This window comes from Chryseobacterium oncorhynchi (assembly GCF_002899895.1).
Lineage (GTDB): Bacteria > Bacteroidota > Bacteroidia > Flavobacteriales > Weeksellaceae > Chryseobacterium > Chryseobacterium oncorhynchi.
Map to the genome: position 1 here is coordinate 860,759 of NZ_PPEI02000002.1, position 14,480 is coordinate 875,238.

The window sequence follows — 14,480 nt, forward strand, 5'->3', positions numbered from 1 at the left end:
CTTTCTTAATATACCTTTCTTTTGTAATCACTATTCGGATCCATTCCCATCCAGTCTCTGTTAGCTGACCAGTGAAGATATCCGTTTCTTAAAGTTCTTAATAAATCCTGCCATCTGTCTACATGAATGTTCACTCTAGGGATATTCGTAATCTTTTCTCCGTTCTCAATGGTGGTTGTAGGATGCTGAACAGGCTCATTAGCAACTATTCTTTCTTTTTCTTTTTTAAGTTGTTCATCACTAACAAATGTCCATGGTTCTCCACCGTCAAAAACATATTGTTTCAATCTATTTTTTGCCGCAACCAAATTGTCATCGTGGGTTATTGAATAACTGCTTTCTGTTTTTGAAACCAACTGATGATCATATATTTCTTTTCCGTGCTTCTCCATAAAATGAAGTGGAATATAACTGTATTCTTTTCGTAAAAACCGGATTCCTGTTATTTTCCGATATGCACTTCCAAATGTTAAAATATTAAGGGCTGTATTATTAATCGTAAGCTGCGGATCCTTGAACCAATGTTCATCAATAAGCTGTTGTCTGCGATTTTTCAATGCCCAAAGTGGTTTATGGTTGGAGGTTTCTATTTCGTCTACGGTTTCTGTTCCGTTTTCATAAGCTCCTCCAATGTCACAATGAACACCCGGAAATTCTTTTTCAATAACATGAGGATTATCTTTTGGATCTTTTACTCCTTTTGCGGTGAATGTTGTTAATGAAAAATTTTCACGATGTTCATTCTCTGCAGTAAAGTGAACTGCTTTACGGAATGGTCCGGGATTTCTGAGTTGTAACTGCTCTACGTCATCTGCAAAATTGAATTGAGATCCTATGGAAGCATGTAATATTCCTCTATAACCTACTCTTTCCATTGTACCCATATCGCCAAATTCTTCATAAGAGGAAACGGTATCGTATACTCCTATGAAACGAACTTCCAGATCCAAATCATCCAACTGCTTAACGGATACTATTTTTTTGCTTAAAAGATAGTATCCTAAAAAACCGAATTTAGGAAGCTTCCCATCTATAAGATATTTTGGATCTACTTCTATTTTATCTTTATCCAGCCAGGTATCTTCATATTCTGCAACCAATGCATCATTTCCATAGGATCCACTTTCTCTATATCCAACTACTTTTCTTGATTTTTTGATCTCAATATCTTGTGTTCTTTTGTTTCCATTGATCTCGTAGGCAAAGTTTCTTGCAGCAGCGGCACCACGGCTAAAACCAAATGTATCTATTATGATTTTTGTTAATTTCTTCTTAGTATTTACTTCCAGCAAAAGGTCTTTAATTCTATCTGCAACCTGCTCACAGCCGATTCTTACCTTACCCCTTACTCCTGATTTGCCGGATCCGTATTGAAATCCGTCATCCACATCTCTATTATTATTCAGGGTACCAATTCCCTCTACGTAGACTCCGTATTTTTTCTGCTCACAGCTTTTGTACATACGGGCTACATTGGTATGATCGTTACTAAAACTATTATCTACACCCTGACTATCCAGCCATCCTCTGTGACTGGACCTGAGATACTGAGCATATTCGGAATTATCTTTATCATCCAAATTTTCAAATTCTTTTTCCTGCTTTTCTCTTGTTGCTTTTATGGCTTTTTCTTTGGCTTCTATTACTTCTACAGAGTCTGTACTTTCTATTTTATTTTTTCCATCTCTGTAGCTCTCCCGTAGCTCAGTATTCTTTAGATTATTTAAAGTACCATCGAAAAAGACTCCTATTTCCAAATGGAATTCATCTATAGGAGGTTCTGCATTACCTGTGTTATATACAAAAGTCTTTCCCATACTATTTGTTTTAAAAAACCTCTATTTTGTCTGCTTTTATGAAAGCTTCTTTACCGTTTTCACCTTTCAGTTTTATGGTAAAATAACTATTGGCCTCGTTTACTTTAATGACTATTTCAGCTTTGGTTGAATTGGGGTTATCACCAAATACGGTTTTAAATACTTCAAAGCTTGATTTTTCATTTAAATCACAATTGGCGCCATATTCTTTACCGTCAGCACCTACAAAATCAAATACAATTCTTCTTGGTATTGCTCTTGGTTCGTTTTCGGCTAATGGCGCTTTAGCAGTATCAAACTGTTCTTTTTCTCCATTAACTGTGGATAATTTCACATTGGCCAAAGGATTTAATTTAGCTTTCTCAGGAAATTCAAAAACGGGCTTCCAACTGTATCGTATTCTATAAGTATCCCAAAGACCGAACGGAATTGGTTTTCCTTTATTTTCCTCTCTTACTTTTGCAGGAATAATCTGCTCCCGGGTATGAACCATATCCAGATAATCTTTTCTCCAAAAACGATTTTGATGACTGTCTAATTTTGCAATCTCAGACTCAGGGATTGTTACTTTTTTTCCTTGGTACCTACCTATTTCTTTTTGAACCCCAATGCCTTCAACCCAAAGAACGACCACTCCTCCGGGAGCTATTCCTACACAAATCGTTTTATAATTTAAATGTTCAATGTCCCCGCTTCCATTCGTTACTTTTACATCATACCCTTTTTTAAAATATTCTCTAATCTTATTGGTATCAATAGCTGCATCCACAAGATAGAACTGGTTTTCCAGATAAGACATCCAGATAAAATCGAGACGGGTAGGAAGGCTTTTAAAACCCTTTGACATTCCATTATTAACGCTTCCCCAAATATCATTTCCGGGAATCATTCCATCATCTAAACTCACCCATTCTCCTCCTTCACAATCTATTCCTCCTTTATATACTTCCATCGGATATCCCAAAGATGCAGATCTCCCTTCAGACCATTCGTATTTTATCATTGGTTCAGTTTTTTTCTGGTCTTTTTTTTCCTGACACGAGATCTGAGCAAAGAACAAAAAGCCTAATAGATATTTTATTATTTTATTCATTATTAACGTATTGCAACCATTTATTTAAAATGATATACAATTATTTTTATCTGTTTATTTATCCCTTATTCACCTTGGCATCTATTTTACCGAGCATTTTAGCAACACCGGAGCTTTGCAATAGAATATCTCCATTTTTAGCTTTATGGGTTGTGGTAGAAGTAGTTTCTTTTAAATCACCTGTTATATTAACTGTTTTATTTTCATTAACAGTCTGCTTATAATTTTTTGAAGCGAACTTATGATTATTGATGATATTAATAGCGTTGTCATTTCCTACACTGGTTTTCATGTCATTCCCTACATTAATGGCAAGATTTTCTCCTACATTGAAAGTCATATTTTTAGGGGCTGTCACGGTAATATTTCCCTTTCCATCCATAAAATAATTGTTTCCGCTTGGGTCAATAATAGTGACACTTCCCTCTGCATCATTCATTAAAACTCGGATTCCGCTTCTGGTTTGAATGGATTTCAAATGATTATCCATTCCGCCTCCAAGAGCCGTTCCGCCATGAAACATTCCTCCCATTACAAAAGGGCGATCCGGATGATTGTGTACAAAGCCTACCATCACCTGATCCCCAACCTCTGGTATGGCTACATATCCTCTGTTTTGAGTAATCTGATCTGTACCTCCCGCATCGGGAGACATCATTCGAATAAAATTGGTTGTATCATGCAGCTGCCAGTCGAATCTTACCGTAATTCTGCCCTGTCCAAGCGGATCTGTATTGGATATTACCGTTGCAATCTGTGGTTCTGCAATAGGAACAATAAAATCAGGTGTTGGAATATATCCTGTATCTGAGGCAATGGCTTCAAATCTACCTTTATAACGACCTAAAGCATCCACTTCATGAATCACCTCTGTCATCATCAGTTTGGTAAAATAAGAAGTTTTATTACTATCAGTTTGTCGCATATTGATATCTGCCACGCATCCCGGATATAAAAAAGGAATAGTTGTACCTCCTGAAACAGTAAATACATCCACGGCTTTACTTCCTGCAGTACTGGTTTGGGAAATCACTACATCCATATCAGTTGCCGCCTTTATTGGAGCAACTTGCAATGATGGGGTTTTAAATATTTTATCATTATTCTTATACGCTGTTTTTGCAAGATTTCCTACATGTTTAATAGGCGTTTCTCCAGAGGCAAGCTTAGCATTTGAACTGCTGTTATATCCGTAAAAATTGGGTTTAATATGAACCGCTTTCAATTCAACATTAACATCGGAAACATTACTCCCGTAGATCAGTTCCAAAGCTTTATCCTGAGGCGGCATATTTCCAAAGTGAAGAACTTCACCATCATAATAAAACTGCTCACCATAGGCCTCTGCCATTCTACAGAGATAATTGTAATGGGTTTCGTTATACTGAGAGCTGTAAAGGATTTGAGAGGATGCCTTAGCATTGATTTTCACATCAAACTTACTGCTTTCAATTCCTTGCTTAATGACATTCGTGGCAATAATCCCCATATTAACGGGCTGATCTCCGCCAAAACTTTGGGTATGAGGAGCTGCATCCAATAGCATTGTAGGACTATATCCTTTCAAGACAATGTTTCCAAGGCTGTGATTTTCCTGACTGAATCCCACTTTTGTAATGACGCCCACAAAGGTTCTTTCCGGACTCCCTTCTACATCTTTATATTTGAAAACTACAGTTAAACGTTTTCCTAAAAACTGCTGAGCCTCTTCCAGATCATGGTTTTGTACTCCGTCTAAGGTATCATGTGCTAATGTAAGTTCAAAATTATGGTGTTTTTTTACACTTTGCTCCAGACGAAAATGCTTAAAATGCTTAATCATCTTGCCTTCAATCACAATATCCAGCTTCACCACACGGTTGATTCCAGGAATATGATTCTCCGAAATCTTTTCGGAATTCGAGGTATTATTATTCATATTATGTAAAGTGTTTTTGGCGGGCCGTTAGTTTTTGAAAAAAAATCTAAAAACAAACAACCTTTATCTAAAATTATAAATTTATCACAACATAAAACCTGTTTCTATTAATTTAATCTTTAAAATCATGATAATTTCATAAAAAAATTCATCAGTGTATTCAATATTCTGACAAAACGATTTGAGACGAAAAAACAGAATAATATTCTTTATCTCGGAATACCATTCTGTTTTTATATTGATTTAATTTTAAGAAATCAGATTCTTATGCTGAAGGCCAAGCTCCATCATAAGCAGAGTTTCCTAGATCAATTTGTTCAGCACTGATAACAAAGCTGATGTACATACTGTTTTCATCCACTGCATCGAAGTCTACTTCATGCTGGATTACATAACCGTTTTGCCATTTCAATGTTGTTAATGTTCCCTCCTCGTGAGATTTGTTGAATGTTACTTCACCCACGGTAGGCTTGTACTTTCCGTTGAGAAGGCTTTCCAGAATATCAGATTTTTCTGTAGCTTCTACGGTGATCTTGATAAGAGCGTTGGAAGGATCAGATGCTACACGTCCTGAAACGTCTGTAGCTCTTGATACGCTGTAATTAAGCTTTAATAACTTTTGTCCTTCTCCGTTGTTGAATTTTAAAATTCCTCTTGAATTTCTTTCTGCCATGATCGTAAATTTTAATCGTTAATATTTTGTGATTTGTTGTTTTCTATATCACCAAAGATAGAAGTAAATGCAATAACAAAATAACATCTTATTGGAAATTTGAAAAAGTGTCGTATTTCTACTACTAACAGTTGTTAGGCTATATAACCTCTGTAAATCAAAAGATTACCTGATTAAACATTTCTAAAACAGAGATGAATAGGGATATTTTAATTGATGATTTGTATCAAAAGAATTAAGATATATTTACCCCAAAAAGACGACCAACCACTGCTGTAATTCCCATGGCTATGGTTCCCCAAAAGCAAATCCTCAGAACGGCAACTTTTATTCCCGCACCTCCGGTCTTAGCTGAAATTGCACCCAAAAGCATCAGAAATACGATGGAAAATCCATACTGAAAATAAACCATTTGCTTAATGGGGGCGAAAAGAGAAACGGTAAACGGCAATAATGCTCCTACTGCAAATGAACCAAATGAAGCCATAGCAGCTTGTAAGGGTTTTGCCTGGGTAATTTCATTAATGCCCAGTTCATCTCGGGCGTGTGCTCCCAATGCATCGTGTTCTGTAAGTTCAGTAGCCACCTGCATCGCCGTTTCTTTTGTACATCCTCTTTTCTCATAAATTTTGGCAAGTTCTCGAAGTTCAAATTCCGGCATTTCTTCCAGTTCTCTTTTTTCCCGCATTAAATCAGCCTTTTCTGTATCTTCTTGTGAACTAACGGAAACATATTCACCAGCAGCCATAGACATTGCTCCGGCAATCATTCCGGCTAAAGCAGCAAGAATAATGATATCCCGTTCAGGTTGTGCCGCGGCTACTCCAATAACAATACTGGTTGTGGATAATAGCCCGTCATTAGCTCCTAATACTGCGGCCCGAAGCCAACCTACTCTATTTACATAATGTTTTTCAAGTTGATGATGCATATAAGAATATTTCTGTGATTGATTGTTTAATTAATAGGAATAAAGAAATTGAGTTTTAAAAGAGAAGAACTTAAAGTTAGTTCTACACTATTGAATTTTGATCTTCCCTTGTTTAGCTAACTTCATTTTTTCATTCTAAACTCAGGTTAAAGTTATAAAATGTTTCTTCAAGAATCATTTTAAATTATACGATATATAAACCTCATTTATTAAAAATATCCCCGGCCAGAAACATGGAAAATATTATTTTAAAATGTTATAAAACAGGCTATAAGGCTTTCAAAACCGTGCTATCTTAATCAACAGTTCCTATTTTCTTATATTTGCACCCGTAAATCCAACAACACTATCAATGAATTTATTATACATCGATTGGAATGTCAATCCTGAAATCTTTAATATTTTAGGAATTCCTGTAAAATACTATGGTCTATTATTTCTTGCAGGATTAGTTCTGTGCTTTAATATTTTGAAAAGTATTTATAAAAAAGAAAATTTAAGCATGCAAGCCCATGAATCCTTATTTTCATATGCTCTTATCGGGATTTTGGTAGGAGCCAGACTGGGTCACTGTATCTTTTATGATTTTGATTATTACTCTCAGCATATCCTTGAAATTTTCTTACCTATCCAGAAAGGGCCGGACGGGGTATATCACTTTGTCGGATTTGCAGGATTAGCAAGCCATGGTGGTGGTATCGGACTTGTAATAATGCTCTTATTATATTCCAGAAAATTCTCTATACCTTTTATGAAAGTTTTGGATGCCATAGCCATTGTGCTTCCATTAGGAGGTGTTTTTATCAGGCTGGCCAATCTTATGAACTCTGAGATTATTGGTACGCCTACCAATGTGCCATGGGCTTTTATCTTCCGACAGGTAGATGATCTTCCAAGACATCCCGCACAGCTTTATGAAGCAATCTCTTATTTTGTAATTTTCCTTTTAATTTATTTCATTTACAAGAAAGATATATTTAAGATCGGGAAAGGATTCTATTTTGGAATCAGTATTCTTTTAATCTTTATCATGAGAATTCTGATTGAATTCATCAAGGTAGATCAGGTTGAATTTGAACATGGAATGAGCATGAATATGGGACAACTTCTAAGTATTCCATTTGTTCTTCTAGGTTTATTTTTTATTGGAAAAAGTATACTGGAAAAGTCCAAAATGAAAACTTCATAATCTTTAGATACAAATAAGAATAGCCCACTGAAAATGATTTTCAGTGGGCTATTTTTTTAAGTTTAATTTAAATTATCTTGTTGTATAACCTCCATTGGCAAAAATAGTCTGCCCAGTGATCCACCAACCTTCTGTTACCAAGAACTCTACCAGTGGAGCAATATCTTTAATATCGGTAAGCCCTCCTAATGCAGATGCTGACTTATGATAGGCCACTGCATCGTCTGTTTCCTGTCCGTAGAAAAAAGGAGTATCCATTGGGCCGGGAGCAACTGCTGTTACAGAAATTCCTCTTGCTCCAAATTCTTTAGAAGCTGCTCTGGTAAAATGCTCCACAGGTGCCTTTGCTCCTGCATAAGTAGAATACAATCCTGTATAAGCAGCCAATAATGAAGTAACAATCGTACAGATCTTCCCATGGTCGTTCAATTTTTTACCGGCTTCCTGTAAAAAGAAATAGGCAGATTTTGAATTCACATTGAACATGGTATCATATTCTTCTTCTGTAGTTTCTGAGAATGTTTTTTTCAATACCATTCCTACTGTATTAATGGCAATATCTACTCCTCCAAAACGAGAAATTGCTTCATCAAAAAATTGAGTGATATTGTTTACTTTGGTCAGATCTCCCTGAAACAGGAATGCTTCAGCTCCTAACGCCTGAACTTCAGCCAGTGTTTTTTCACTTTCAATTCGGGAGCTTTCACTATTGTAGTGTATGGCCAGTTTCGCTCCTTTTGCAGCAAAATCTTTACTCAATAATCCCCCTAAGTTTTTACCGCCACCGGCTATTAAAACAACTTTTCCCTTTACATCTTGTGTTGACATTATTTTTATATTTTAAATGTTATTGAGGCAAAGATGGATAATAAAAGTCATCTCAACATGGTGAATTTTTCGGAAGTTATCTTAAAATTCAATGTCATCCATAATTAGAGTTAAAAAATTAAGTAAAAAAATATTAAACTTTATGCAAACGATCCATTTTCAATACAACACTATTTACCAGACAGATACAGGTAGATAGTAGGTTTTTCTATTCAACGCTTGTTTTCTTTTTCTAACTTAAGTGAATTTTAGGCATAACATTTGATGCTCTCCCACCCGTATTAACACACACCACTTCAATTTTAATATATTTTTTTAATCCTCAGCTCCCTGAGGATTTTTTATCCCCTCTTGGTTTGGTTATATTCACTGTTATATTCCTACAGCAGCCTATTTTAGCGAAATTCTGTTAAATCCATTTCTGATAATCAATCATTTAAAACTGTATTATTCGTTTTATTGTTGTATATTTGTACATTAATAACTAAGTTAATACTTTGTTTTCTGTAACGACCGGAATATATTTTATTCAGTCATTGCTTTTTGAGCAGTCCTATTTTTAACATCTTATTCTTCTACCAAGAACAATACTTGTCGGAATTTTACAGCTCCGTATGATTGGAAATCCCAGGACAGAAAACATCAGTGGACTTTAAGGTCTAAAGCAGACCAGTGTGAACAATACAATTTATAGAAACTAAATACTAAAAATAATTTATGGCAGATTCTTTTTCTAAAAAGGAAAATTTCAAGAAAAAAATTCAAAAGCAAAAAGAAAAAGCGCTAAGACGCGAAGATCGTAAGACGAACAACAACAAAGGAAAGGATATGGAGGATGTATTCATGTATGTGGATGAATTCGGAAGACTAACCTCTACTCCACCTGAACAGAGACAGGAAGTAAACCTTGATGAAATTCAATTGGGTGCAGCTCCTATTATTGAGGAAGATCCAAGAAAATTAGGAATCATTACTTTCCACAGTGAGAAAGGATATGGTTTCATTACTGAGGACAGTACTAAAGAGAATATCTTCTTCCATAATAACAACTGTACAGAACTTGTAAAAAAAGGAAACAGAGTATCTTTTGAAAAAGAGAAATCTCCTAAAGGGTTTTCAGCTGTTAACATTCAGATTGTTAAATAATACTTATTCATACAACGATCTGTTTGATACAGATACGTTTGAACAATACAAAAAGAGACTGTCCTCAAAAGACAGTCTCTTTTTTATTTGCACAAAAATCAATCTCAGTTCTGAGTACTATTCCCCTAACAGGAAATCTAACTTTATAGCTCTTGGTTTAGATTAAAAATCAAAAGAAGCTGCCTCACTTTGAGACAGCCTCTTTCTTCATCGTAAAAATAAAAATGGTCGGTTTACAAAACCGAAAAACATTATTGTCTTAAACCATTAGGAGAGTAAAGTAAACAAGGTTCTTCTTGAGATCCTTAAAAACTTACTCAACCCAATGATCATATTTAATCTAGTTTACCTCCCAGCGCCTTAAATAGCAGAACATTATTTCTGGTATTCTGATGCTGGAACTGCAACAGATCAAGCTCAGCAATCAGCTTACTTTTCTGAGAATTGATAAGTTCAAAATAATTGGCATACCCTGTAAGGTACAAATCATTGGAAACCTCAACACCACGGTCAAGAAAACCCACCTCTTCTGATTTTAATTTTAAAACACGTTCGTAAATCTTGGTCTGTTTCAAAATAGACTGAAGTTCATTGAATGCAGTGGTAATACTCTTTTGATAATTTAAAAAAGCAATCTCCTGCTCCTTACTGGCTACTTTAAATTCGTATTTCAATTGTCCTTTATTGAAAACAGGAACCATCAGCCCTCCCAGCAACTGCCCAGCTAATGAACTTGGTTTAAAAAGGGTTTCCACAGAAAAGGAATTCATTCCAATACCTGCTCCGAGATCAAGTTTTGGATAAAAAGCAGCTCTTGCAGCCTTTGCATCTGCCTGAGAAGCCTCCAATACATAATAATTCGCGGCTACATCTGGTCTTGAATGAATTACAGCTTCTACATTAATGGTTTTATTTAAAATATCCATATTGGTAGGCATCAGTACTTTTCCGCGTTTTACATCTCCACCATAACTTCCTGTTAAGGTAGTGATGGCTTGTTCAACAGTAACAATCTCTACTTTGATGTGTTCAATTTCTGCAAGCCAGTTATTATTCTGTGCTTTAAACTGCTGAACGGCAAGTTCTGTAGCTTTACCAACTTCACGCTGCGCTAAAACAATTTCAAAGGCTCTTTGCTGAAGATTATAGTTCTTCTGGTAAATGGCAAGACGATTATCCAGAGCTACCAATTGATAATAAAGATTGGCAATATCAGTGAAAAGCTCTACCTGAAGCAATCGCAACCCTTCTGTGGAAGCCAGATATTTCTTCTGAGCAGCGATTTTTTTATTCTTCAATTTTCCCCAGGCATCAATTTCCCAGCTGCTTCGTGCTCCCAGCCAATAATTAGGCGTAAAATCACGGTTGATCTTCTGATCCTCGGTTATATTAGGCGAAAGATTGGTATCATAATTACCAACTCCCTCCATCGTATATTTCCCATATCGGTTTCCTGAAGCTTCCGCTCCTACTTCAAGAGATGGCAAAAGATCCATCTTTGATCTTTGTAAAAAGCTGTTTGCAATTTCTACCCTTTGCTGTGCAATCTGAAAATCCGGATTAGCCAGTACCACTTTATCAAAAAGTTCCAAAAGATGAGAGTCTGTAAAATAGCCTTTCAGATTAAGTTGCTTAAACTCTTCTGAATTTACTGCTTTAGCTGGTATCTCAGGTAATTCCTGAGCTTTTTTCAAATCAGCAACCTTTGGAACGGCACAGGATACTAAGCTTAGTGCTGCAATTCCGTACAATATACTTCTATGATTTAATCTTTTCATCTTTCTTCTTATTTTCAAGTTTTGCAAAGAATATATACAGCCCAGGAATCACTACCAACCCGAAGATTGTTCCGATTAACATTCCTCCCGCTGCTGCTGTACCAATGGAACGGTTTCCAATAGCTCCTGCTCCTGATGCAATACAGAGTGGAATAAGTCCTGCCACAAAGGCAAAAGAAGTCATCAGGATAGGTCTAAGACGTTGTCTTGCTCCTTCAATTGCAGCCGGAATAATATCAAATCCCTGCTTATTTCTGGCAACAGCAAATTCTACAATCAGGATGGCATTTTTCGCTAAAAGCCCGATTAGCATGACCAGAGCCACCTGTGCATAAATATTATTATCCAGCCCCGCCAGTACCAATGCGATATAGGAACCGAATATTCCTGTTGGAAGACTTAATAATACAGGCAATGGAAGAAGAAAGCTTTCATATTGAGCTGCCAATAAAAGGTATACAAACAACAGACAGATCAGGAATATGTAAACGGTTTGGTTTCCTGATAAGATTTCTTCCCTTGTCATACCAGACCATTCAATATCAAAACCTCTCGGCAGGGTTTCTTTAGCTATACGATCTACGGCTGCAATGGCATCACCAGAGCTGAAACCATCTGCCGGCTCACCATTGATCATAGCAGACATATACATGTTATACCTCGTTAATACTTCAGGTCCGTATACCTTTTCAATGGTAATAAATGTTGAAAACGGAACCATTTCACCTTTGTCATTTTTCAGATATAAACTCAGGATACTTTCAGGGGTATCTCTGTGCTCCGGACTTGCCTGAACCATTACTTTATACATCTGACTGAAACGGATAAAGTTGGTAGCATAGTAAGAACCAAGCATCGTTTGCAGGGTGGACATGGCATTATCTACTGAAATTCCTTTTTTCGCAGCCATATCATAATCTACATTAATCATATACTGCGGGAACGTAGCATCAAAACTGGTAAAACTATTCTGTAATTCGGGAGCTTCATTTAGTTTCTTCACAAAATCTTTGGTGATCTTATCTGTATTTTCGATCGTTCCTCCGGTTCTGTCTAATAAACGCAATTCAAAACCACTGGTATTTCCGAATCCGGGAACAGTTGGCGGAGCAAAGATCTCGATCTGTGCGTCTGCTATGCCTTTTGTTTTTTCTGAAAGTTCTGTGATCAAGTCATTCACTGAAATGGACCTTTCTTTCCAGTCTTTAAGGTTGATCATCGCCATTCCATAGGATGACCCTGCAATTTCTGTTACAATACTGTATCCGGCAAGTGTAGTCACGTTTTCCACGCCTTTTATTTTCTTGGCAATGACTGTTACTTCGTCCAATACTTTTTCTGTTCTTTCTACCGTTGCTCCCTGTGGTGTGGTAACACTCACATACACCATTCCCTGATCTTCCATGGGAATAAATCCGGTTGGCAGGAATTTACTGGTCACAAAAGTTAATCCTACAAATAAAAATAATAATCCAAATGTAACTGTAGTTCTTGTGGCAAACTTGGATAGAATTCCTACATAACCGTTTGTTAATCTATCAAAACCTGTATTAAAGCTTTGGAAGAATCGGTCTACAATGGTCTTCTTTTTATTATGATTGTGAGGTTTTAAAATAATAGCACAAAGCGCCGGAGTAAGCGTTAATGCATTCACCCCTGAGATGACAATACTGATGGCCAACGTCAATGAAAACTGGCGATAAAATACTCCTACCGGACCATCAAGGAATGCCACAGGAATAAATACAGCAGACATTACAATAGTAATTGCTACTACTGCCCCTGCAATTTCTTTTGTTGCATTAATAGTAGCATCCATCGCGTTCATCCCTTCTTCCATTTTTACGTGAACTGCCTCGACGACGACAATTGCATTATCCACCACAATTCCGATGGCAAGAACCAAGGCAAACAAAGTCAGTAAGTTTACCGAGAAATCAAGCATATTCATGAACGCGAATGTTCCTACAAGAGCAACCGGAACTGCCAGTACAGGAATTAGCGTAGATCTCCAATCCTGAAGGAAGATAAATACTACAATTCCTACCAAGATAAAGGCTTCAATAAGAGTCGTTAATACCGCACTAATGGAAGCATCAAGGAATCTGGAAACATCATAGGCCATATTATACTCCATTCCAGGTGGAAAAGAAGTACCTTTTAGCTCTTCCATTTTGGTCTTTACACTTTCAATAACTTCAGAGGCATTAGACCCCGGACGCTGCTTCATCATAATAGATGCTGAAGGTCTTCCGTCTGTTTTGGAAACCATTCCATAGTTCATTGCCCCGAATTCTACCTTGGCAATATCCTTAAGCTTTAGAATCGTTCCATCTACATCAGATCGGATCGGAACTTCCTCGTATTGCTTAGGCTCAAAGAATTTCCCTTTATATTTGATTACATACTGAAGCTGACTGGAAGTTTTTCCTGATGTTTCACCCACCTTTCCGGGAGCTGCTGAAATATTCTGCTTTTGTAATGAAGTGATTACTTCATCAGCCGAAATACTATATGCCGCCATCTTCTGCGGATCTAGCCATATCCTCATGGAATATTCTTTCTGTCCCATGATCTCTGCACGTCCTACTCCATCAATACGCTTTAATTCCTGAAGAACATTAATATCTGTAAAATTGTAAATGAACTGCTCATCCTGGCTTGGATCTGTACTTGTGATATTAAGATACATCAGCATACTGTTCACCTCTTTTTCAGTGGTTACCCCTGCCCGAATTACTTCTTCAGGAAGTTCATCAAGGATGGTTGTTACCCTGTTCTGAACGTTTACCGCTGCTACATCAGGATCTGTTCCTACTTCAAAGAAAACCTGAATCAAGGTAAGCCCATCATTAGAAGTTACCGTTGACATATACGTCATTCCCGGAACCCCGTTGATGGCACGTTCCAATGGAAGTGCAACTGCATTTGCTGATACTTCAGCATTTGCTCCTGTATATTTTGCCGTTACCGTTACTGAAGGGGGTACAATATCCGGGAATTGTGTAATCGGCATCTTTAAAAGTGCCATAATTCCCAGTAGTACAAATAATATGGAAATAACCAACGAAAGAACCTTTCGTCTTATAAACATTTCTACCATAGTA

The 14,480-nt window shown here is 36.7% G+C and carries 10 protein-coding genes; 2 read left to right on the forward strand and 8 right to left on the reverse strand.

Annotated features, from left to right (window positions below; genetic code table 11):
* Positions 1 to 5 precede the first annotated feature (5 nt).
* The 5 genes from C1638_RS09500 to C1638_RS09520 form a co-directional block, all read right to left on the reverse strand.
* The gene (locus tag C1638_RS09500) at positions 6 to 1,817 is read right to left on the reverse strand and encodes a phospholipase effector Tle1 domain-containing protein (protein WP_109620340.1); all 1,812 of its coding nucleotides are present in this window, start codon (positions 1,815 to 1,817) and stop codon (positions 6 to 8) included.
* A 10-nt stretch (positions 1,818 to 1,827) separates the two neighbouring features.
* On the reverse strand, positions 1,828 to 2,910 hold the full coding sequence (locus C1638_RS09505) for a DUF2931 family protein (RefSeq protein ID WP_109620341.1): 1,083 nt from the start codon (positions 2,908 to 2,910) through the stop codon (positions 1,828 to 1,830).
* A 58-nt stretch (positions 2,911 to 2,968) separates the two neighbouring features.
* Positions 2,969 to 4,828: a type VI secretion system Vgr family protein gene (locus tag C1638_RS09510; RefSeq protein WP_109620343.1), complete on the reverse strand. Its 1,860-nt coding sequence runs from the start codon at positions 4,826 to 4,828 to the stop codon at positions 2,969 to 2,971.
* A 265-nt stretch (positions 4,829 to 5,093) separates the two neighbouring features.
* Entirely contained in the window at positions 5,094 to 5,501 is a 408-nt protein-coding gene (gene tssD / locus C1638_RS09515) for a type VI secretion system tube protein TssD (protein ID WP_109620345.1), read from the reverse strand.
* 235 nt (positions 5,502 to 5,736) lie between these two features.
* Positions 5,737 to 6,432 (reverse strand): VIT1/CCC1 transporter family protein, encoded by a 696-nt coding sequence (locus C1638_RS09520; RefSeq protein WP_109620347.1) that lies wholly within the window; start codon positions 6,430 to 6,432, stop codon positions 5,737 to 5,739.
* 352 nt (positions 6,433 to 6,784) lie between these two features.
* Here C1638_RS09520 and lgt point away from each other — a divergent pair, with 352 nt between their 5' ends.
* Positions 6,785 to 7,621: a prolipoprotein diacylglyceryl transferase gene (lgt, locus tag C1638_RS09525; protein ID WP_076353615.1), complete on the forward strand. Its 837-nt coding sequence runs from the start codon at positions 6,785 to 6,787 to the stop codon at positions 7,619 to 7,621.
* A gap of 72 nt (positions 7,622 to 7,693) precedes the next feature.
* On the opposite strand, the gene C1638_RS09530 is transcribed toward lgt, so the two are convergent.
* Positions 7,694 to 8,449: an SDR family oxidoreductase gene (locus C1638_RS09530; protein ID WP_109620349.1), complete on the reverse strand. Its 756-nt coding sequence runs from the start codon at positions 8,447 to 8,449 to the stop codon at positions 7,694 to 7,696.
* Between the two features lie 717 nt (positions 8,450 to 9,166).
* On the opposite strand from C1638_RS09530, the gene C1638_RS09535 reads away from it, so the two are divergent.
* Positions 9,167 to 9,595: a cold shock domain-containing protein gene (locus tag C1638_RS09535; protein WP_076353611.1), complete on the forward strand. Its 429-nt coding sequence runs from the start codon at positions 9,167 to 9,169 to the stop codon at positions 9,593 to 9,595.
* Between the two features lie 335 nt (positions 9,596 to 9,930).
* Here C1638_RS09535 and C1638_RS09540 read toward each other — a convergent pair whose 3' ends face one another.
* Together C1638_RS09540 and C1638_RS09545 are read right to left on the reverse strand one after the other, a co-directional pair.
* Entirely contained in the window at positions 9,931 to 11,373 is a 1,443-nt protein-coding gene (locus C1638_RS09540; RefSeq protein WP_109620351.1) for a TolC family protein, read from the reverse strand.
* Positions 11,354 to 14,476 (reverse strand): efflux RND transporter permease subunit, encoded by a 3,123-nt coding sequence (locus C1638_RS09545; protein WP_109620353.1) that lies wholly within the window; start codon positions 14,474 to 14,476, stop codon positions 11,354 to 11,356. The genes C1638_RS09540 and C1638_RS09545 overlap by 20 nt, the downstream gene beginning before the upstream one ends.
* Positions 14,477 to 14,480: the final 4 nt, after the last annotated feature.